Source organism: Streptomyces sp. NPDC029138 (assembly GCF_055564375.1).
In genome coordinates this window covers 88,278-107,459 of sequence record NZ_JBVHWM010000012.1, presented here as the reverse complement: position 1 = coordinate 107,459, position 19,182 = coordinate 88,278, and the positions used below count along the sequence as shown (strand labels likewise).

Genomic DNA, 19,182 nt, shown 5'->3' with positions numbered 1-19,182 from the left:
GCGCCTGTCACGGGTGCGTCACGGATGTGGTTTTCGCTGGTCACAGGGCCTACATTCGGGCGGCGAACGGACAGCGCGGGGACGGGTGGGGGATGGTGGGGATGGCCGACCGAAGGCTGCTCTGGAGACTGTGGCCGGCCACGATGTCCGGCTTCGTGCCCTTGCTGGTGACGGTGGGCCTGAGCGACTTCCTGGGCGAGGGCCTGACCCGGTCGTTCGCCGAAGACCTCGTCCTCGCCCCGCTCCTCTGGGCCGGCCTCAGCCTGCTCGCCGCGCTCTGGGTGTACGCCGCCCTGGTCTGCCGGGCGCGCGGCACCGGCATCCCGGTCACCGTGGACGCCCTCGCGCCCACGCAGGAGCGGGCGTTCCCGGCGGGGGAGGCGGAGCGGCTGCGGGCGGAGATCGCCGGGTCCGAGCGGGCGTTCGACGTGACGGGCGAGGGGGAGGCGTGGGACTTCCGCTGGCGTCCGTTCCGCGGCCGGCACGCCGTCACCGGTTCCCTGACGCTGGACCGGACGTCGGGTGAGGCCCTGGTGGTGCTGCGCGCGGACCAGGGGTTGACGAGCATGCCGGGGCAGCGCGTGGCGAGCGCGTTCGTGGCGCTGTGCCAGGTGACGAGACTGGGGCAGGCGAAGTGAGAGGCGGTCGGACGGCGGTGGCGGTCGCGCTGCTGCTGGGAGCGGTGGCGTGTACGGCGCGGCAGCCGCGTCAGGCCCCGGCGACGCCCTTGGCGAAGCCCTCCGCGTCGCCGTCCTGCGGCTCCGGCGCGTTCCGCTGGGGTGCGGTACGGCGGGAGACGCGGCTGACCGGTGTCTCCCCGGTGGTGACGCTCGGCAAGGACGACGGATGGGCCACCTTCCGGAACGTGCCCGTGCGCACGGTCGTCGGCTCGATCCGGACGAACGGCGTGGAGGTGTCCCGGCGGCGGGCGATGGCCTCGCTCGCGCGGCACCTGGGCCACGACGCGAGCGAGCTGATGGCTCCCGGGGAGAGCACGGCCCGTCGTCCCCGGCACCCCGACCGGATCGACTTCGACGGCGCCGGCCGCTTCGTCACCGCGGAGGCCGTGAAGGTGGTGGACGCGAGCTTCGCCGTCAGCTGCCCGGACGGCACGCACTACGGCAGCGTCACGACCGGGCTCGACGCCCACCAGGGCGCCTCCCTGTCCTGCGGCACCGACCCGGGCGGGGAGGCGTGGGTCCGCGAGGCCTACCAGACGGCCTGCGGTCCGCTCAGCCCTCGATGAAGGCGGCGGCGGTGTCCAGGGCGGGGCAGGGCGCCGAACGAGCGCGCTGAACCGCTCCCCTACTTCCCCGGCGGCGCCTGGCGCTGGGCGGCTATCGGAGTGGCCGCCGCCGACTGGGGCGAGTCCGCGTTGGAGTACACCGACGGGGCCGCGACCGTGGCCGTCGGGTCGGGGGTGTCCTCCTGGTCCTCGACGGCCGTCGCCCCGCCCACGATGCGGATGCTCGCCGCGTCGAACGCCCGCTTGATCCGCCAGCGCAGCTCCCGCTCCACCGTGACCGACTTGCCCGGCATCGTCCTGGCCGAGACCCGGATCACCATGGAGTCGATCAGCACGGAGTCCAGGCCGAGCACCTCGATCTGGCCCCACAGCAGCTCGTTCCAGGGCTCTTCCTTGCTCATCTTCTCGGCGACCTCGTCCAGCGTGGCCTTGACCCGGTCCAGGTCCTCGCTCGCCCGCACGGTCACGTCGACCCCGGCCGTCGCCCAGCCCTGGGACAGGTTGCCGATCCGCTTGACCTCGCCGTTGCGGACGTACCAGATCTCCCCGTTGTCACCGCGCAGCTTGGTCACGCGCAGCCCGACCTCGATCACCTCGCCGGTCGCCACACCCGCGTCGATCACGTCCCCGACGCCGTACTGGTCCTCCAGGATCATGAACACGCCGGACAGGAAGTCCGTGACCAGGTTGCGCGCGCCGAAACCGATCGCCACACCCGCGACACCGGCCGACGCCAGCAGCGGCGCCAGGTTGATCTTGAAGGTGCCCAGCACCATCAGCGCGGCCGTGCCGAGGATCAGGAAGCTCGCCACCGAGCGCAGCACCGACCCGATCGCGGCCGAGCGCTGCCGGCGCCGCTCCGCGTTGACCAGCAGCCCGCCCAGCGCGCTGCCCTCCGCCGCCTGCGCGGTGCGGCCCATCCGGTCTATCAGCTTGGTGATCGCCCGCCGCACCACCGCTCGGAGCGCCACCGCCACGGCCAGGATCAGCAGGATCTGAAGGCCCATCGCGAGCCATGTCGACCAGTTCTGCTCGACCCAGCTCGCCGCGTTCGTCGCGCTCTCCTGGGCGTCCTGGAGCGTCGGCACGGCCGGGGCCGTCGAACCGGACGGCGACGGCGAAGGAGACGGCGATGCGCCGGCGGCCAGGACGGCGGCGGGCAGGGACGACACGGCAGGTACCTCCCAGGTGCTGCGCGGTCCGTACCGGCGGGCGGTCAAGGTCACGAAAAGGTCACCGGACGGACAGGACCACCACACTAACGGGGCATTGTGTATGCCTCGTGCCGATCCGCACAGGAGGCGTGCAGGAGAGACGCGACTCACGCGGGCTTGAACAGGCCATGATCCGGGGGATGAATCAGGGTGTGGTCGAAAACACTCCCAGCCCGTTACCGGGACATGGTGGCGCTTCCACCAGGCATGAGGGGAGACTGACTGCAGATCGTCCCGGCGCGAGCCACGCGCCGCCGACGCCCAAGGAGGCACCCGTGCCGCATGTCCTGGTCCTCAACGCGTCGTACGAGCCGCTCGGCGTCGTACCGCTCCGCCGCGCGCTCGTCCTCGTCCTGGAGAACAAGGCCGTCTCCCTGGAGGAATCCGGCGCCTATATGCACAGCGCAACCGTCACCCTCCCCGCACCCAGCGTGGTCCGGCTCAAGCGATTCGTCCGGGTCCCCTATCGGGGGCCTGTTCCTCTGACCCGCCGTGCGCTGTTCGCGCGCGACGGGGGCCGGTGCATGTACTGCGGTGGCGTCGCAACCAGCGTCGACCACGTCATCCCGCGCAGTCGCGGGGGCAAGCACGTCTGGGACAACGTGGTGGCGTCCTGCCGCCGCTGCAACCATGTCAAGGCCGACCGTCACCTCGTGGAACTGGGCTGGCGGCTGCGGCACAAACCCGCTCCGCCGACCGGACTTGCCTGGCGGATCATCGGCACGGGGCATCGTGACCCGCGCTGGTTGCCGTACTTGCAGCCGTACGGCGCGGATGATGCTCTGGCCCGGATCGACGGCATCTCTGCCTAGACCCGGGCCGGTGTGTTTGCGCCTATAAGAAGGGGCGGCGGTGGTTCGTCGGCGGCCGCGGGCGCGTGGGGCGCCTTCGCGCAGTTCCCCGCGCCCCTTCGGCTTGGCTCCGCCGCCCGGGGTTCAGGCCCGCGGCCCCTCCGGGCGGGCACCGCGCGCCGCGTACAGGGCCGCTCCCACGGCGAACGCGGTCAGGGCCACCGTCCAGGCGCCCGGCTGGGCGCCCGGCTGCATCGGCCAGGCCCAGACCGTGGCCGCCCGGCCGCGTGCCGTGGTGGAGCCCAGGTATACGGCGGTGACGTAGGCGAACGCGGGGAGCCAGCTCAGGCGGGCGCCCAGGAACACCGCCGCCGCCGCGGTGACGCCCGTGCAGCCGAGGGTGTTGCGGAGCACGGCGGGCGGGCCGAAGGTGTCCGTGTGGCCGAGGACGGCCGGGACGACCAGCAGGGCCGCCAGTGCGGTCAGGGCCGTCAGCTGGGCCAGCCGGCGCGGCCACCAGGGGCGTACGGCCGTCCGGTCCAGTTCGTCCGAGGGGGTGTACAGGCTCGCTCCGATCACCGCCGACGCCAGCAGCGGCGCCAGCGCCACGATCGGCACCCGGCGGTCGGGGTCGAGGTAGGCGTCCAGCCGGCCGGCCGCCCAGAGGGCGAAGGCGGCGGTACCGGCGAGCGCGGCCAGGGTGGTGGGCAGCGCCCGGGAGCGGGCGTACAGCAGGAATCCGGTCACAGGGCCGGCACCTCCTTGGAGACGGGTCCGGTCACAGGGCCGGAACCCCCTCGGCGTCACAGTCGGCGCGGGCCGCGAAGTAGGCCGACAGCCACGCGCGGCGCGTCCGCTCGTCCATGCCGGCCAGCTTCGCCCGGGCCGCGCGGCGCTCGCGCAGGTCGGCGCGCCGGGTCGCGTCACCCCGGGCGTCGTCCTCGTCGATCGCCTTCCGCGTCGAGGTCGGCGCGAGGTAGTACTCCACCGCGTCGCCCGCCCTGAGCACCCGGGCCGTCCCGGTCCGCTCGGGACAGTCGTAGCCCTCCAGCGCGGCGACGGCCTCCCACGCGAACTGCTCCGGATCGGTCAGCCGCCCCCGCACGGCCGACCAGCCCAGCGGTGTGATGCCCGGCAGCCGGGCCTCGTCGGCGCGCGGGGCGCCGCCGTGGTCCGCCCACCGCACCGGCAGGTTCCGCACACCGTCCAGCTTGCCCGTGACCCCCGACAGGGCATCTCTGACCTGCGGGAGCATCCCGGCGTACCGGGCGTTGACGCACACCGCCGGGGTGGTGGAGGTGTCGCACACCTGGCGGCGGGAGAGCGGGTCGGAGTGCCACAGGCCGTCCCCGGTCTGCGCGAGCAGCGTGCCCGCGGCCAGCGCGGCGGCCAGCGGCAGCAGGGCCGTCACCCGGCGCCGGGCCGCGTACGCCAGCGCGGCGGCGACCGCGAGGCCGCCCGTCCACACCGCCATGGCCCACGGCTGCCACCACACGGGCAGCCCGCCGTCCAGGGGCGAGATGGTGGGACTCAGGGCGCGGCCGGGTGCCGAGCCGTCGGCCGTCACGATCCCGAGGCCCAGATAGCCGGCCATCGCCAGCAGCGGCGCCGCGAGCCGCGTCGGCACCACCCGGCCCACCACATGCCCGGCCAGCGCGCCCGCCGCCATGGCGACCGCGTCCCCGGGCACCAGCGCCGGATGGGGACGGTCACCCTGGGCGTAGGGCCAGGTGGCGAGCAGGGCCAGGGCCACCGCGACCAGGTAGCCGGCGGCCACCCAGAGCGCGACGGGCAGCGCAGCGGCCAGCAGCCGGGTGAGCGGCGGCCGTACGGTCGTCCCCCACAGCTCCTCCGTACGGCGCCGGCGCTCCCGGCCGCCCTGCCAGCAGCCCGCCGCCGCGGCCAGCGGAAGAGTGATCAGCATCGCCGAGTGCACCTGGTCGGCGGTCTCCGACCACCCGCCCTGCCAGCGGTCCGCCTTCCCCCACAGGGTCATGCCGAGCGTCAGCACCACCGCGGCCCCGGCCCAGGGCGCGAAACCCCGGACGGCCTCGGCCCGCAGCGGATGCGGTGCGCGTACGGACGTCCTCGGTCCGGTGACGAGGGTCATCGCACCGCCTCCCGCGCACCACGCGCGCGGTGCGCCCGCAGCGCCGCCGTGTACCCGCGCTCGATCGGATGGTCGCCCGGCCCGTCGGACGCCTCACCGAGCAGGGTGAGTTCCTCGGGCGTGCCCCGGTACGCGATCCGGCCTCCGTCCAGCAGGGTGACCTCCGTGCAGGCGGCGGCCACGTCCTCCACCAGGTGGGTGGAGACCACCACGGTCGCCGAGGCGCCCAGCTCGCGCAGCAGCTCGCGGAACTCCACCCGCTGCTCCGGGTCCAGACCGGCGGTCGGCTCGTCCAGCAGCAGGACGGCGGGGTCGTTGACGACGGCCTGGGCGATGCCGACCCGGCGGACCATGCCGCCGGACAGCGTCCGGACCTTCGCGTCGATACGGTCCCCGAGACCGACCCGGGCCACGGCCCGCTCCACGGCCGCCGGTACGTTCGCGGGCGGCATCTCCTTCAGCCAGGCCACGTACGCCACGAACTCCCGCACGGTGAACCCCGGGTAGTAGCCGAACTCCTGCGGCAGGTAGCCCAGTCGGCGCCGCACCCCGGCCAGCCCGCGGTGACCCGCGGTGTCCTCGCCGAGCAGCTCCACCCGGCCGGCGTCCGGCCGCGCCACCGTGGCCAGCACCCGGATCAGCGAGGTCTTCCCGGCCCCGTTCGGCCCGAGCAGCCCGTGCACACCGGTGCCCAGCACGAGGTCGAGCGCGTCGAGGGCGAGCGTCTTGCGGTGCCGGACCCGCAGGCCGGTCACACGTATGGAACTCATCGTCTCTCCAGGGGAGGGCACGGGACCGAGAGTGGGTCCCGGCGTTGTTCGGTCGGGGGCGCGGGGGCTCGGCATGGGGGGCGCGGTGGGTGGCCCCGCGTGCCATTGGCCACCGGTGGTCCCGGGGTGTCGTCAGAGGTGATCGGGGTGACAGGCTCTGGTCGGCCTGGTGAGCGCGGCCGTGGCGCCGGACCCCGCGGGGCGGAGCGGTAAGGGCGGCGTCACGGCCGCAGTGGGCGGTCGTACGCCGGGCGGCGGGCCGTCAGCAGGGTCGCGCTCAGGACGGCCGCCGCCGCCCACGCGCTCTGCGCGGCGACGCCGTCCAGGCAGCGGGAGAGCTGCTCGGCCAGCCGTACGGTCGCCGCACCACCCGGGGCGACGGCCACCGGTGCCAGGACGGCGCACAGCCAGCCGCCGCCCGTCACCCCGGCCGCCGCCCGGCACCCCACGATGGAGGCCAGGGCCAGCGAGGCCAGCGCCAGCGTCAGCCCGGGCAGCAGCCAGGCCGCCGCGGCCGGTGCGCCCGAGGCGGGCAGCAGCAGCCCGGTGAGGGTCAGCAGCGGCAGGCTCACCGCGAGTACGGCGACCGTACGGGTGAGCGCGAGCCGTAGCCCGCCGCCCGGCGTGGCCGCGGTGACCTCGTGCAAGGGGTCCGCGTGCGGACCGTAGGACAGGGCGACCCCGGCGACGGGCACCACGGGAGCGATGGCCAGCAGCAGCGCGCGTGTCCCGGGGAACCCGGCCCCGTACGACAGGGCCGGCGCGGCCACGGCCACACCCAGCACGGCCGGCAGCCACGCCCCCCGCACGGCGGGCCCGGCGGCCCACAACAGCCGGACGAGCCGCGACAGCGCGGGCCGCCCCACGACCGCACCGGAGAACGGCTTCCCCCGTCCGACCGCCTCGGACACCGGCACGAACGCCGCCCGGCGGAGGGCCGGTTCGGTCGATCCGGCTGTGTCCGGCGCGGGGGTCATCGCGGCCCGGTGGAGGGCCGGTTCCGTCGATCCGACCGTCTCGGGCACCGGCACGAGCGCCGTCCGGTCGAGGGCCGGTTCGGTCGATCCGGCTGTGTTCGGCGCGGGGGTCATCGCCGCCCGGTGGAGGTCCGGTTCCGTCGGTCCGACCGTCTCGGGCGCCGGCACGAGCGCCGTCCGGTCGAGGGCCCGTTCGGTCGATCCGGCTGTGTTCGGCGCGGGGGTCATCGCCGCCCGGTGGAGGGCCGGTTCCGTCGATCCGACCGTCTCGGGCGCCGGCACGAGCGCCGTCCGGTCGAGGGCCGGTTCGGTCGATCCGGCTGTGTTCGGCGCGGGGGTCATCGCCGCCCGGTGGAGGTCCGGTTCCGTCGATCCGACCGTCTCGGGCACCGGCACGAGCGCCGTCCGGTCGAGGGCCGGTTCGGTCGATCCGGCTGTGTTCGGCGCGGGGGTCATCGCCGCCCGGCCGAGGTCCGGTTCCTCTGATACCGCCGTTCCCGATGCCCGTGCCGGCTCCAGGTCCGCGCCCGGGGCGTGGGCCGGCCGTGCCGATCCGGCCGCCCACGGTGCCGCCTTCAGCACCGCCGCCCGTACTTCTGCCAGTACCGCCCCGGCCGCCGTACCGCGTACCGCGGCCGACACCCGGGACGCGCACCTCGCGCAGGTCTCCACGTGTTTCTCCAGGGACCAGGCGTCCGGTTCCGGCAGGGTGCCGTCGGCGTAGCGGGTCACCTGGTCGTCGGGGGTGTGCCACTGGTGGCTGTCGCGGTGGGTCATGCCGTGCCTCCCAACGGGGACGGGTTGAGCTGGGCCAGCGCTTCGCGCAACTCCGCGCGGGCGCGGCGGGCCCGGGACTTGACCGTGCCCTCCGGGATGCCGAGGAGCCGGGCCGCCTCGCGGGTGCTCAGCCCGTCGACGACCGTCGCCCGCAGCACCTCCCGCAGCTCGGGGGAGATCCGGTCGAGCGCGGTGCCGACATCGCCGTACTCCAGAGCCGCCAGCACCCGGTCCTCGGCGGACGGCGCGGCGGCGGACTCGTACCGCCCGTGGGACTCCGGGTCCGGCAGCGGTCCCGCGACCCGCGCCGCCCGCTCCTGCGCCCGTCGCGCGTCGACCAGTCGGCGCACGGCGATCGTCCACAGCCAGCCGCCGGCCTCCTGCCCGCGGTGCCCGGCCGCCGACCGCCACACCGTGACGAACGTGTCCTGGAGCACCTCCCGCACCAGTTCGGGGTCGGCGCACCGGCGCGTCAGCCGCGCGTGCAGCCACCCGGCGTGCCGGTCGTACAGGGCGGCCATCGCCGAGGCGTCCCCCCGCGCGACGGCCCGCAACAGGGCCGCGTCCCCGCCGCTCCCGTCGTCCTTCTCCCGCTGGCCCCCCATGGGGCGGAACAGTCTCACACCCCCTCTATCGATCACCGGACCGGTGCCGGATCACCCGGACCGCCCCCGGCACCGGTTTTTGCCGCGCGTGGCGGCGGGCTCACGGGGTAGGCCTGCCGTAACCCGTCCAAAGCCGCAGCATCCGCACAGCGACAAGGAGGCCCTCGTGGCCGCACCGGCTCGACTCACGATCCCGGCCCAGCTCAAACCCGTGGCGGCGCCGTCCGCCGAGACCGACGCGGCGCCGCTGTGCGTCTTCAGCGCGGAGAGCGCGTGCGCGCAGGCACCGCTGACCAGCGAGCCGCCGCTGCCCGACGCCGAGCCCCTGACCAGCGAGCCCCCGCTCGCCGAGGCCGCCCCGCTGACCAGCGAGTCCGACCCGGTCCCGGACTCCTTCGCGCCGGGGCTGTAAATGGCCGCGGCGCCCGACGAGCACCCCGACGAGCACCCCACGGAGGACCTCGCCCGGCTCGCCGAGCTGCACGGGGTCGCCACCTCCTACCGCCCCGCCCCGGACCGTACCGTCCAGGTCCCCGCCTCCGCCGTGACCGCCGCCCTCGCCGCCCTCGGCGTCGACGCGGCCGGCCCGGACGCCGTACGCGCCGCCCTCGCCGCCAGGGAACGCGAACTGCGCGAGCGCCTGCTGCCGCCGACGGTGGTCCAGTGGGCCGGCGCGGAGCCGCCCGCCGCCCTCACCGCACTGCCCTCCGGCACCCGGCTGCGCGTCGAGACGGAGGACGGGGACGAGCAGGAGGGGGCCGGGGATCTTCCACTCGGCGTCCACCGGCTGACCGCCTCCGCACCCGACGGGCGGACCGGTGAGGCGTGTCTCGTCGTCGCCCCGGACCGGCTGCCCGCCCCGCCCGGCCGTTCCTACGGCCTCCTCGTCCAGCTGTACTCCCTGCTCTCCCGCCGCTCCTGGGGCATGGGCGACCTCGCCGACCTCGCCGAGCTGGCCGGCTGGGCCGGACGCACCGCCGGTGCCGGGTTCGTCCAGGTCAACCCGCTGCACGCGGCCGTACCCGGCGCCCCCACCGACCCGTCCCCGTACCGCCCCTCCTCCCGCCGCTTCCCCGACCCCGTCCACCTGCGGATCGAGGACGTCCCCGAGTGCGCGTACGTCGAGGACCGCGAGCGGCTCGGCGGGCTGCTGGAGCGGGCCGGTCGGCTGCGCGCCGCCGTCCTGGAGAAGGGCGCCCTCATCGACCGGGACGCGGTGTGGGAGCTGAAGCGGGAGGCACTGGAGCTGGTCGCGCGGGTCCCGCTCGGGCCCGGCCGCCAGGCCGCCTACGACGCCTTCCGCGCCGACCACGGCCAGGCCCTGGACGACCACGCCACCTGGTGCGCCCTCGCCGAGATCTACGGCTCCGACTGGCACCGCTGGCCGGACGGGCTGCGCGACCCCCGCTCGGCCGTCACCACCCGGGCCCGGGAGGAACTCGCCGACCGGGTGGAGTTCCACACCCGCCTCGCCTGGCTCACGGACGGCCAGCTCCGCGCCGCCCAGCGCGCCGCCCGCGAGGCCGGCATGCCCGTCGGGATCGTGCACGACCTCGCCGTGGGCGTGCACCCGGTGGGCGCCGACGCCTGGGCCCAGCAGGACGTGTTCGCCGCCGGGATGTCCGTCGGCGCCCCGCCGGACGCCTTCAACGCCCGTGGCCAGGACTGGGGCCTGCCGCCCTGGCGCCCCGACCGGCTCGCCGCGACCGGCCACGCCCCCTACCGCGACCTCCTGCGCGCCCTGTTCCGCTACGCCGGCGCCCTGCGCATCGACCACGTCATGGGCCTGTTCCGGCTCTGGTGGGTCCCCCAGGGCAGCCCGCCCACCGACGGCACCTACGTCCGCTACGACGCCGACGCCATGCTCGCCCTCCTGGCCCTGGAGGCGACCCGCGCGGGAGCCGTCGTGATCGGCGAGGACCTCGGCACCGTAGAGCCCGGCGTGCGCGAGACGCTCCAGCGGCGCGGGGTGCTCGGCACCTCCGTGCTCTGGTTCGAACGGGACTGGGAGGGCGACGGCCACCCGCTGCCGCCCGACCGCTGGCGCGCCGACTGCCTGGCCACCGCCACCACCCACGACCTGCCGCCCACCGCCGCCCGGCTCACCGGCGACCACGTCGACCTGCGCGACCGCCTCGGCCTGCTCACCCGTTCGGCCGCCGAGGAGCGCGCAGAGGCCGCCGCCGACACCGCCGAGTGGCTCGCCCTGCTCGGCAGCCTCGCTCTGCTGGACAGCCCGGCGGCCGGACCGCCCGGCTCCGACGAGGAGGAGGAGATCCGCGCCGTCCACCGCTTCCTGCTGCGCACTCCCGCCCGGCTGATCGGCGTCTGGCTCCCGGACGGCATCGGCGACCGCCGCCCGCAGAACCTGCCGGGCACCTGGGACCAGTACCCGAACTGGCGGCTGCCCATCGCCGACGCCGACGGCCGCCCGGTACCGCTGGAGGAACTGGTGGCCTCGCCCCGGCTCCGGGCCCTGCTGGAGGTGCTCCGCTGACCCCGTTCGCCCCCGTACGGGCACCCCGGCCGCGCGGCCCCGACGGCGGTTCGCTAACTTGATTCCGTGGACAAGAAGAACGCCCTGCGCGCCGGCGCCCTGGCCGCCGGTACGACGCTGATGATGCTGCTCATGTCGTCCCCCGCGCTCGCGCTGACCCGCGACGACGGCGACGACCCCGGCAAGGGCCTGAGCGTCATCGAGACGCTGGGCCTGTACGTCTTTGCCCCGGTGGTGCTGTTCCTGGTCATCGCCGGTCTGGTGATGGCCCTCGACAAGTCCCGGGCCAAGAAGGACACCACCTCGTCCAACATCAACGTCAAGTCCGACGCGCGGGCCAAGGCCTGAGCGACCGTCGGTTCGTTCGCCGGGGGCGCCGGTCCTCCCGTCGGTACGCGCGCACGCCGTACCCGGATGAGACCGGCGTCCCCGGCGTTCTCGTGAGCGCCCGGGCGTTTTCGTGAGCGTGCTCCGCGCTGCCGACGACGGCTAGTCGGCCGTGGCGTCGAGCAGCTTGCGCAGCAGGCCGGCCAGGTGGCCGGCCTCTTCGGCGTCCAGGGCGGACAGCGCGGCGCTCTCCTCCGCCAGCCCGGCGCCCACCGCTTCGTCGATCAGCCGCAGCCCCTCCTCGGTGAGGGTCACCTTCAGGCCGCGCCGGTCGTGCGGGTCGGGGGAGCGGCGCAGCAGTCCGGCGCGCTCCAGTTTGTCGAGCCGGCCGGTCATCCCCCCGGTGGTGAGCATGAGCGTGGCCGACAGTTGGCGCGGCGAGAGGGTGTACGGCTCGCCGGACCGGCGCAGGGTGGCCAGGACGTCGAACTCGCCGCGGGAGATGCCGTAGGGCTTGTACGCCCTCTCCATCCGGTCGCCCATCGCGCGCGAGAGCCGGAAGATCCGGCCGAAGACCTCCATCGCCCGGGTGTCCAGGTCGGGCCGCACGCGCGCCCACTGCTCGGTGATCGCGTCGACGGTGTCCGCGGGCTGTTGTTGCATGTGGAGAGTATCGGCCCGATCCCACTCGCCCGCAAGAAAGTGGCTTGACGCTAAGTAGCTTGAAGCTAAGCTACTTAGGAGTGAGCAGCCGCTTTCGGAAGGGGCCTCCCATGCCCACACGCCGCCCGGGTACCAGCACCGCAGTCATCGCCGTCACCGCCCTCGCCCCGGTCTCCTGGGGCACCACCTACGCGGTCACCACCGAGTTCCTGCCGCCGGACCGCCCCCTGTTCACGGCCCTGGCGCGGGCCCTGCCCGCCGGGCTGCTGCTGCTCGCCCTCACCCGGGTGCTGCCGCGCGGCACCTGGTGGGCCAAGGCGGCCGTGCTCGGGGCGCTGAACATCGGCGCCTTCTTCCCGCTGCTGTTCGTCGCGGCGTACCGGCTGCCAGGCGGGACGGCCGCGGTCGTCGGCTCGGCCGGACCGCTGTTCGTCGTCGGGCTCTCGGCACTGCTGCTCGGTCAACGGCCGGACCGGCGCACCCTGCTCACCGGGCTGGTGGCCGCGCTCGGCGTCAGCCTCGTCGTGCTGAAGGGGGCCGGCGCACTCGACCTCGTCGGCGTCCTCGCGGCCCTCGCGTCCACCGCCGCCATGGCCGCCGGCACCGTGCTGACCAAGCGCTGGGGCCGCCCGGACGGGGTCGGTCCGCTCGCGTTCACCGGCTGGCAGCTCACCGCGGGCGGCCTGCTCATCGCCCCGGTCGCCCTCCTGGCCGAGGGCGCGCCGCCCGCCCTCGACGCCCGCGCCGCCGGCGGCTACCTCTACCTCGCCCTGGCCAACACGGCCGTCGCCTACTGGCTCTGGTTCCGCGGCATCGGCCGGCTCACCGCCACTCAGGCGGCCTTCCTCGGCCCCCTCTCCCCGCTGACCGCCGCCGTCGTCGGCTGGGCGGTCCTCGGTCAGACGCTCACCCCCGTGCAGCTGGCGGGCATGGCGCTGGCGTTCGCCGCGACGGTGGCGGGTCAGTTCTCCGGCGGGCGGGGATCGTTCACCGGACGGCATCGGTGGCGGCCGAGCGGTCACGGTCCGTGGCGGTCCGAGATGCTGACTCACCGGAGGCCGGTTAGCGTGAAGTAAAAGGGCCGCGATCAGGGGTGTGCCCGCCGCAGGCGGCGAGTGCCCTGTTCACCGGGAACGGCAGCCGAAGTGGCCAGGCCTGCTGCTCGTCCCCCGCGGCAACACCTACGACCGCGCCGTGCCACGTTCGCACCGCGGCCGCGGCCATCGCCCCCGGACCGTGAACCCCGCGAGGGCGTGGAAGGAAGGTAGGCCCATGACAGCACGTAGCGTGAGGCGTCTCTTCGCGGTATCCGCGGCCGGCGTCCTCCTGGCCGGAGGTGCCGCGATCGGAACGGCAGGCACGGCCTCGGCAGCGACCCCGGACCAGGTCACCACCAACCACGGCTGCTTCAACCGAGGCGGCTTCGGGTTCAACAACTGCTACGGCAACGGCTTCTCCAACGGCTTCCGCAACAACTTCTACGGCCCGGGCTTCGTCCCCGGCTTCGGCGGCGGAGGCGTCGTGGTGGTCGTCGTCAACTGACAGCCGACAACGGTCCCGAACCGCTGAACCCACCCCGATGCCGGACGGGCCCCAGCCCGCCCGGCATCGGCATGCCGCCGGGACCCGCACACGAAGGGGCGCCCGGTGTGGCACCGGGCGCCCCTGTCGGCGTGCGGGCGGCTACTCGGCGGGGGCCGCCGCGTCCGCCGCCTGGGCCTTCAGGGCCCGTTCGATGCCCGCGCGGGACTCCGAGACGAGGCGGCGCAGGGCCGCGGTCGGCTCGGCCGAGGCGAGCCAGGCATCCGTCTTGGCCAGGGTCTCCTCGGAGACCTGGACCGACGGGTAGAGGCCGATCGCGATCTGCTGGGCGATCTCGTGCGAACGGGAGCCCCAGACGTCCTTGAGAACCTCGAAGTACTTGTCCGTGTAGGGCGCGAGCAGCTCCCGCTGGTCGGTCTGCACGAAGCCGCCGATCACGGCCTCCTGCACGGCGTTCGGCAGCTTGTCGGAGTCGATGACCGAGGACCAGGCCTCCGCCTTCGCCTCTGGCGTCGGACGGGCCGCGCGGGCCGTGGCCGCGTGCCGCTCGCCGGCCGCCGTCTTGTCCCGCTCGTACTCGCCCGCGATCTCCGCCTCGTCGTACCGGCCGACGGCCGCGAGCCGCTGGACGAAGGCCCAGCGCAGCTCGGTGTCGACGGTCAGGCCCTCGACGGTCTGCGTGCCGTCGAGCAGGGCCTCCAGCAGGTCCAGCTGCTCCGGGGTGCGCGCGGTCGCCGCGAAGGCACGCGCCCAGGCCAGCTGGTGGTCGCTGCCCGGCTCGGCCGCGCGCAGATGGGCCAGCGTGGCGTCGGTCCAGCGGGTCAGCAGGGCCTCGCGGGCGGCCGGGGCGGCGTACAGGTCGATGGCCAGCTTGACCTGGCGGTGCAGGGACTGCACGACGCCGATGTCGGACTCCTTGCCGATGCCGGACAGCACCAGGGAGAGGTAGTCCCGGGCGGCCAGCTCGGCGTCCCGCGTCATGTCCCAGGCGGACGCCCAGCACAGGGCGCGCGGCAGGGACGCCTCGAAGTCGCCGAGATGCTCGGTGACGGTCTTCAGCGACTCCTCGTCCAGACGGACCTTGGCGTAGGACAGGTCGTCGTCGTTGAGGAGGATCACCGCCGGACGGCGCGTGCCCGTCAGCCGCGGTACGGCGGTCAGCTCACCGTCGACGTCCAGCTCGATCCGCTCGGTGCGCACCAGCTTGCCGGCGTCGGAGAGGTCGTAGAGGCCGATCGCGATGCGGTGCGGGCGCAGCGTCGGCTCGCCCTTGGCGCCGGCGGGCAGGGCCGGGGCCTCCTGGCGGACGGCGAAGGAGGTGATCAGGCCATCGGCGTCGGTCTCCACCTCGGGGCGGAGGATGTTGATGCCGGCCGTCTCCAGCCACTTCTTCGACCAGGTCTTCAGGTCGCGGCCGGAGGTCTCCTCCAGGGCGCCCAGCAGGTCGGACAGGCGCGTGTTGCCGAACGCGTGCGCCTTGAAGTACGCCTGCACGCCCTTGAAGAACTCGTCCTCGCCGACGTAGGCGACGAGCTGCTTCAGGACGGACGCGCCCTTGGCGTACGTGATGCCGTCGAAGTTGACGAGGACGTCGTCCAGGTCGCGGATGTCCGCCATGATCGGGTGCGTGGACGGCAGCTGGTCCTGCCGGTACGCCCAGGTCTTCATCGAGTTGGCGAACGTGGTCCACGAGTGCGGCCAGCGCGAGCCGGGCGCGGCGGCCTGGCAGGCGATGGAGGTGTAGGTGGCGAACGACTCGTTCAGCCACAGGTCGTTCCACCACTCCATGGTGACCAGGTCGCCGAACCACATGTGGGCCAGCTCGTGCAGGATGGTCTCCGCGCGGACCTCGTACGCCGCGTCGGTCACCTTGGACCGGAAGACGTACTGGTCACGGATGGTGACCGCGCCCGCGTTCTCCATGGCGCCCGCGTTGAACTCGGGCACGAAGAGCTGGTCGTACTTCTTGAAGGGGTAGGCGTAGTCGAACTTCTCCTGGAACCAGTCGAAGCCCTGCCGTGTGACCTCGAAGATCGCGTCGGAGTCCAGGAACTCGGCGAGCGAGGGGCGGCAGTAGATGCCGAGCGGCACGGACTGCCCGTCCTTCTCGTACACGCTGTGCACGGAGTGGTACGGGCCGACGATCAGTGCGGTGACGTACGTCGAGATCCGCGGGGTCGGCTCGAAGACCCAGACGTTGTCCTTCGGCTCCGGCGTCGGAGAGTTGGAAATGACCGTCCAGCCCTCGGGCGCCCGCACCGTGAACTGGAAGGTGGCCTTCAGGTCCGGCTGCTCGAAGGAGGCGAAGACGCGGCGGGCGTCCGGCACCTCGAACTGGGTGTACAGGTAGGCCTGGCCGTCGACCGGGTCGACGAACTTGTGCAGGCCCTCGCCGGTGTTGGTGTAGGCGCAGTCCGCGACGACCCGCAGGACGTTCGGCCCCTCCAGCAGCCCCGGCAGCGCGATCCGCGAGTCCTTGAAGACCTCCGCGACGTCCAGCTGGTCGCCGTTGAGGACCACCTCGTGGACGGTCGGGGCCACCAGGTCGATGAAGGACTCGGCACCGCCGCGGGCCACGTCGAAGCGCACCGTGGTCACGGACCGGTAGGTACCTCCCCCGGTCTCGGCTTCGCTCGACCGGGAGGGATCCCCACCCTGCGCGCCGGAGAGGTCGAGATCGATCTCGTACGAGTCAACGGTGAGCAGCTCGGCCCGCTGCTGCGCCTCTTCGCGAGTCAGGTTTGTGCCAGGCACGCGGTCATCTCCTCGTTATGTGTCGGTTGCGTCATCCTTCCATGGGATCGACGGGGAACGCGATGTCCGTATCCCGCCGGTCAGCGCGCCGCCGGAACCGGACGCTGAACGCATGACGACGACACACACGGCACGCCCCGTCGACCCGGCCGTCCTGAAGGAGCTGCGCACCGCCGACGACGCAGGCCGCCCCCTGGTCCCGATGACCGACCAGGAGGGTGACGCCCCGCTGCGCTGCTGCCTGCGCCACAGTGTGCCCGGCGAGCGGATCGCGCTGGTCTCGTACGCACCACTGCGCCGCTGGGCCGCCGAGACGGGCGCCGACCCGGGGGCCTACGACGAACAGGGACCGGTCTTCGTCCACGCCGAGGAGTGCGCGGGCCCGGCCGGTGACGCCCTGCCCTTCACCAACGCCCACCGCGTCCTGCGCCGCTACTCGGCCGACGGCCGCATCCTCGGCGGCCGCCTGGTGGAGCACGCGGACACCTTCGACCCCGCCCTCACGGAGGCCTTCGCCGACCCGGAGGTCGCGGTGGTGCATGTGCGGGCGGTGGAGTACGGGTGCTTCTTGTACGAGGTGCGGCGGGGGTAGGCCCCGGCCGTGCTGCCGTCGGGACATGCGGAAGGGGCGGCCGGGAGGGCCGCCCCTCGTCGAAGGTGGGGGTTACTTCCCCGACAGTTCCGCCGCCACCAGCTCCGCGATCTGGACCGCGTTCAGTGCGGCGCCCTTGCGGAGGTTGTCGTTGGAGATGAACAGGGCGAGGCCGTTGTCCACCGTCTCGTCGCGGCGGACGCGGCCGACGTACGACGGGTCCTGGCCGGCCGCCTGGAGCGGGGTCGGGATGTCGGAGAGGGCCACGCCCGGTGCCTTCGCCAGCAGCTCGGTCGCGCGCTCCGGGGAGATCGGGCGTGCGAAGCGGGCGTTGACCTGGAGGGAGTGGCCGGAGAACACCGGGACGCGCACGCAGGTGCCGGAGACCTTCAGAGCGGGGATCTCCAGGATCTTGCGGGACTCGTTGCGCAGCTTCTGCTCCTCGTCGGTCTCGTTCAGACCGTCGTCGACGAGGTTGCCCGCGAAGGGCAGCACGTTGAAGGCGATGGCGCGCTTGTAGACCTGCGGCTCGGGGAAGTCGACCGCCGCGCCGTCGTGGGTGAGCTTGTCGGCCTCGGCGGCCACCTTCTGCACCTGGCCGTGCAGCTCGGCCACGCCCGCCAGACCCGAGCCGGACACCGCCTGGTAGGTGGCGACGACCAGCGCCTCCAGGCCGGCCTCCTCGTGCAGCGGCCTGAGCACCGGCATCGCGGCCATCGTGGTGCAGTTCGGGTTGGCGATGATGCCCTTGGGGCGGTCGGCGATGGCGTGCGGGTTCACCTCGGAGACCACCAGCGGGACCTCGGGGTCCTTGCGCCAGGCCGAGGAGTTGTCGATCACGACGGCGCCCTGGGAGGCGACCTTTTCGGCCAGCGCCTTGGAGGTCGCGCCGCCCGCCGAGAAGAGCACGATGTCCAGGCCGGTGTAGTCGGCGGTCGCCGCGTCCTCCACCGTCACGCCGTCCAGCACGGTCCCGGCGGAACGGGCCGAGGCGAACAGGCGCAGCTTCGTGACCGGGAAGTTCCGCTCCGCGAGGATCCCGCGCATGACCGTGCCCACCTGACCGGTGGCTCCGACGATTCCGACCCTCACAGCGACTCCCTCTATGTCTCTCTTGCCTGACCCGGGCTTTTCCATCATGCGGCCGACCCCGGTCCACCTGTCCAATTCTTTGCCGCGCGTGCCCGAAGAGTGGGACACGATCACCCGGCGGACGGTTCCATACCTCCGGCCGGGCACCCGGCTGAGGTGCAGGAATTCCCTCCGCCGGGCGCCGGTGCCGGAAGCTGTGCTGTCCCGCCCCTGCCCGTGCCGGTCCCGGCCATACGAGGGTGTGACGTACGCCTCTGACGACTTCCGGCGCCGGCCGAACGTTTCGGCCCGCCGTCACGTCGTAGGGGCAAACGCGTGAGGGGGTGGCTTGTGCTGCGCGGAAAGGCGCGCCGCGACCGGGGAGCGGCGTACGTCGCCGGTACGGTCGGTACCGGCGACGACCCGCTGGACGCGGCCCAGGAACGCCGGGTGCGAGCGGTGCTGGCGCTCGGCGGGGTGCCGCAGTCGGACCTGCCGGACGGGGTGCAGCAGGTCCGGCTGCGGCTGCTGGAGCGGGCCGCGAGCGGGCGCGAGGCGCCGCGGGACGTGTCCGCGTGGGCGGCGGTGGTCGCCTCCAACCTGGCCATGGACTGGCACCGGGCCAAGCGGCGCCAGGAGCGGCTGGGGGAGCGGCTGGCCGCGCTGCGCGCGCCCGCGCACGCCTCCGGCGAGGAGACCAGCCTGCTGTCCCTCGCCGTCGCCCGGGGCCTGGACGAGCTGCCGGCCGCCCAGCGGCAGGTGGTCGTACTGCGCTTCTTCGCCGACCTGCCGGTGCGGGACATCGCCGAACAGCTGGGCATCCCGGAGGGCACGGTCAAGAGCAGGCTGCACACGGCGGTCCGCACACTGCGCGACCGCCTGCACGAGGACGAGGTGGCGTGACATGACCGCCGAACACGAGGACAGGCGGGGCGCCGGGGACTCCGGGGGCGCCATGGGCGCCGGGGATGCCGGGGATGCCGCGGGTGCCGGGGACGCTCGGAGCGATGGGGGCGCTGGGAGCGCCGGGGACGCCCGGGGCATTCGGGGCGCCGGGGGCTTTGGGGGCGCCATGGGTGCCGGGGATGCCAGGGGCGCCGGGGTCGCCAAGGGTGGCGCGAAGAACGGGGAGGACCGAGAGTTCCGGCGGGACCGGGAGGAGCGGGAGGACGGGGACGAACGGGGGGAGCGGGAGGACCGGGAGGAGCGGGGGGACCCTGAGGACCGGGAGGACCGGCGGGGCCGG

The 19,182-nt window shown here is 74.1% G+C and carries 19 protein-coding genes; 10 read left to right on the top strand and 9 right to left on the bottom strand.

Annotated features, from left to right (window positions below; genetic code table 11):
* Positions 1-101 precede the first annotated feature (101 nt).
* Both ACZ4WH_RS13875 and ACZ4WH_RS13870 read left to right on the top strand, forming a co-directional pair.
* On the top strand, positions 102-638 hold the full coding sequence (locus ACZ4WH_RS13875) for a hypothetical protein (RefSeq protein WP_468179942.1): 537 nt from the start codon (positions 102-104) through the stop codon (positions 636-638).
* Positions 635-1,246, top strand: coding sequence for a hypothetical protein (locus ACZ4WH_RS13870; RefSeq protein ID WP_468179940.1), 612 nt, complete (start codon positions 635-637; stop codon positions 1,244-1,246). Before ACZ4WH_RS13875 ends, ACZ4WH_RS13870 begins: the two co-directional genes overlap by 4 nt.
* A gap of 59 nt (positions 1,247-1,305) precedes the next feature.
* On the opposite strand, the gene ACZ4WH_RS13865 is transcribed toward ACZ4WH_RS13870, so the two are convergent.
* Positions 1,306-2,418, bottom strand: coding sequence for a mechanosensitive ion channel family protein (locus ACZ4WH_RS13865; RefSeq protein WP_468179938.1), 1,113 nt, complete (start codon positions 2,416-2,418; stop codon positions 1,306-1,308).
* A gap of 317 nt (positions 2,419-2,735) precedes the next feature.
* Here ACZ4WH_RS13865 and ACZ4WH_RS13860 point away from each other — a divergent pair, with 317 nt between their 5' ends.
* Positions 2,736-3,272, top strand: a complete 537-nt coding sequence (locus ACZ4WH_RS13860; RefSeq protein ID WP_014672759.1) for an HNH endonuclease — start codon at positions 2,736-2,738, stop codon at positions 3,270-3,272.
* 123 nt (positions 3,273-3,395) lie between these two features.
* Here ACZ4WH_RS13860 and ACZ4WH_RS13855 read toward each other — a convergent pair whose 3' ends face one another.
* The 5 genes from ACZ4WH_RS13855 to ACZ4WH_RS13835 all read right to left on the bottom strand — a co-directional run bounded on the left by ACZ4WH_RS13855 (position 3,396) and on the right by ACZ4WH_RS13835 (position 8,490).
* Positions 3,396-3,998, bottom strand: coding sequence for a hypothetical protein (locus ACZ4WH_RS13855; protein ID WP_468179936.1), 603 nt, complete (start codon positions 3,996-3,998; stop codon positions 3,396-3,398).
* 31 nt (positions 3,999-4,029) lie between these two features.
* The gene (locus ACZ4WH_RS13850) at positions 4,030-5,361 is read right to left on the bottom strand and encodes a hypothetical protein (protein WP_468179934.1); all 1,332 of its coding nucleotides are present in this window, start codon (positions 5,359-5,361) and stop codon (positions 4,030-4,032) included.
* Positions 5,358-6,131: an ABC transporter ATP-binding protein gene (locus ACZ4WH_RS13845; RefSeq protein WP_468179932.1), complete on the bottom strand. Its 774-nt coding sequence runs from the start codon at positions 6,129-6,131 to the stop codon at positions 5,358-5,360. The genes ACZ4WH_RS13850 and ACZ4WH_RS13845 overlap by 4 nt, the downstream gene beginning before the upstream one ends.
* Positions 6,132-6,352: 221 nt before the next feature.
* Entirely contained in the window at positions 6,353-7,885 is a 1,533-nt protein-coding gene (locus tag ACZ4WH_RS13840) for a zf-HC2 domain-containing protein (protein ID WP_468179930.1), read from the bottom strand.
* Positions 7,882-8,490: an RNA polymerase sigma factor gene (locus ACZ4WH_RS13835; protein ID WP_468179928.1), complete on the bottom strand. Its 609-nt coding sequence runs from the start codon at positions 8,488-8,490 to the stop codon at positions 7,882-7,884. The genes ACZ4WH_RS13840 and ACZ4WH_RS13835 overlap by 4 nt, the downstream gene beginning before the upstream one ends.
* Positions 8,491-8,656: 166 nt before the next feature.
* Here ACZ4WH_RS13835 and ACZ4WH_RS13830 point away from each other — a divergent pair, with 166 nt between their 5' ends.
* The 3 genes from ACZ4WH_RS13830 to ACZ4WH_RS13820 all read left to right on the top strand — a co-directional run bounded on the left by ACZ4WH_RS13830 (position 8,657) and on the right by ACZ4WH_RS13820 (position 11,335).
* A complete protein-coding gene (locus ACZ4WH_RS13830) occupies positions 8,657-8,902 on the top strand; it encodes a hypothetical protein (RefSeq protein ID WP_468179926.1) in 246 nt (81 codons plus the stop codon).
* Complete coding sequence (malQ, locus tag ACZ4WH_RS13825; protein ID WP_468179924.1) at positions 8,903-10,987, top strand: 4-alpha-glucanotransferase; 2,085 nt, start codon at positions 8,903-8,905, stop codon at positions 10,985-10,987.
* Between the two features lie 66 nt (positions 10,988-11,053).
* A complete protein-coding gene (locus ACZ4WH_RS13820) occupies positions 11,054-11,335 on the top strand; it encodes a hypothetical protein (RefSeq protein ID WP_103810356.1) in 282 nt (93 codons plus the stop codon).
* Positions 11,336-11,476: 141 nt separating this feature from the next.
* Here ACZ4WH_RS13820 and ACZ4WH_RS13815 read toward each other — a convergent pair whose 3' ends face one another.
* Positions 11,477-11,977, bottom strand: a complete 501-nt coding sequence (locus tag ACZ4WH_RS13815) for a MarR family winged helix-turn-helix transcriptional regulator (protein ID WP_468179922.1) — start codon at positions 11,975-11,977, stop codon at positions 11,477-11,479.
* Between the two features lie 110 nt (positions 11,978-12,087).
* Here ACZ4WH_RS13815 and ACZ4WH_RS13810 point away from each other — a divergent pair, with 110 nt between their 5' ends.
* Together ACZ4WH_RS13810 and ACZ4WH_RS13805 are read left to right on the top strand one after the other, a co-directional pair.
* Complete coding sequence (locus tag ACZ4WH_RS13810; protein ID WP_468179920.1) at positions 12,088-13,053, top strand: EamA family transporter; 966 nt, start codon at positions 12,088-12,090, stop codon at positions 13,051-13,053.
* 196 nt (positions 13,054-13,249) lie between these two features.
* Entirely contained in the window at positions 13,250-13,519 is a 270-nt protein-coding gene (locus tag ACZ4WH_RS13805) for a hypothetical protein (protein ID WP_468179918.1), read from the top strand.
* A 141-nt stretch (positions 13,520-13,660) separates the two neighbouring features.
* Here the strand turns inward: ACZ4WH_RS13805 and pepN are convergent, their stop codons facing one another.
* Positions 13,661-16,273 carry an aminopeptidase N gene (pepN, locus tag ACZ4WH_RS13800; protein WP_468179916.1) on the bottom strand — a complete coding sequence of 871 codons (2,613 nt, stop codon included), beginning with the start codon at positions 16,271-16,273 and terminating at the stop codon, positions 13,661-13,663.
* Positions 16,274-16,385: 112 nt separating this feature from the next.
* Here pepN and ACZ4WH_RS13795 point away from each other — a divergent pair, with 112 nt between their 5' ends.
* Positions 16,386-16,865, top strand: coding sequence for a DUF1203 domain-containing protein (locus ACZ4WH_RS13795; protein ID WP_468179915.1), 480 nt, complete (start codon positions 16,386-16,388; stop codon positions 16,863-16,865).
* 72 nt (positions 16,866-16,937) lie between these two features.
* On the opposite strand, the gene ACZ4WH_RS13790 is transcribed toward ACZ4WH_RS13795, so the two are convergent.
* A complete protein-coding gene (locus ACZ4WH_RS13790; RefSeq protein WP_468179913.1) occupies positions 16,938-17,957 on the bottom strand; it encodes an aspartate-semialdehyde dehydrogenase in 1,020 nt (339 codons plus the stop codon).
* Positions 17,958-18,287: 330 nt separating this feature from the next.
* On the opposite strand from ACZ4WH_RS13790, the gene ACZ4WH_RS13785 reads away from it, so the two are divergent.
* Positions 18,288-18,839 (top strand): RNA polymerase sigma factor, encoded by a 552-nt coding sequence (locus ACZ4WH_RS13785; RefSeq protein ID WP_468180001.1) that lies wholly within the window; start codon positions 18,288-18,290, stop codon positions 18,837-18,839.
* Positions 18,840-19,182: the final 343 nt, after the last annotated feature.

What these genes read in the sequence shown, in the direction of transcription:
- ACZ4WH_RS13875 (WP_468179942.1), top strand. Translation starts at nt 102, where the DNA reads ATGGCCGACCGAAGGCTGCTCTGGAGACTGTGGCCGGCCACGATGTCC.
- ACZ4WH_RS13850 (WP_468179934.1), bottom strand. Translation starts at nt 5,361, where the DNA reads ATGACCCTCGTCACCGGACCGAGGACGTCCGTACGCGCACCGCATCCG.
- ACZ4WH_RS13845 (WP_468179932.1), bottom strand. Translation starts at nt 6,131, where the DNA reads ATGAGTTCCATACGTGTGACCGGCCTGCGGGTCCGGCACCGCAAGACG.
- ACZ4WH_RS13840 (WP_468179930.1), bottom strand. Translation starts at nt 7,885, where the DNA reads ATGACCCACCGCGACAGCCACCAGTGGCACACCCCCGACGACCAGGTG.
- ACZ4WH_RS13835 (WP_468179928.1), bottom strand. Translation starts at nt 8,490, where the DNA reads ATGGGGGGCCAGCGGGAGAAGGACGACGGGAGCGGCGGGGACGCGGCC.
- malQ (WP_468179924.1), top strand. Translation starts at nt 8,903, where the DNA reads ATGGCCGCGGCGCCCGACGAGCACCCCGACGAGCACCCCACGGAGGAC.
- ACZ4WH_RS13815 (WP_468179922.1), bottom strand. Translation starts at nt 11,977, where the DNA reads ATGCAACAACAGCCCGCGGACACCGTCGACGCGATCACCGAGCAGTGG.
- ACZ4WH_RS13810 (WP_468179920.1), top strand. Translation starts at nt 12,088, where the DNA reads ATGCCCACACGCCGCCCGGGTACCAGCACCGCAGTCATCGCCGTCACC.
- ACZ4WH_RS13805 (WP_468179918.1), top strand. Translation starts at nt 13,250, where the DNA reads ATGACAGCACGTAGCGTGAGGCGTCTCTTCGCGGTATCCGCGGCCGGC.
- ACZ4WH_RS13795 (WP_468179915.1), top strand. Translation starts at nt 16,386, where the DNA reads ATGACGACGACACACACGGCACGCCCCGTCGACCCGGCCGTCCTGAAG.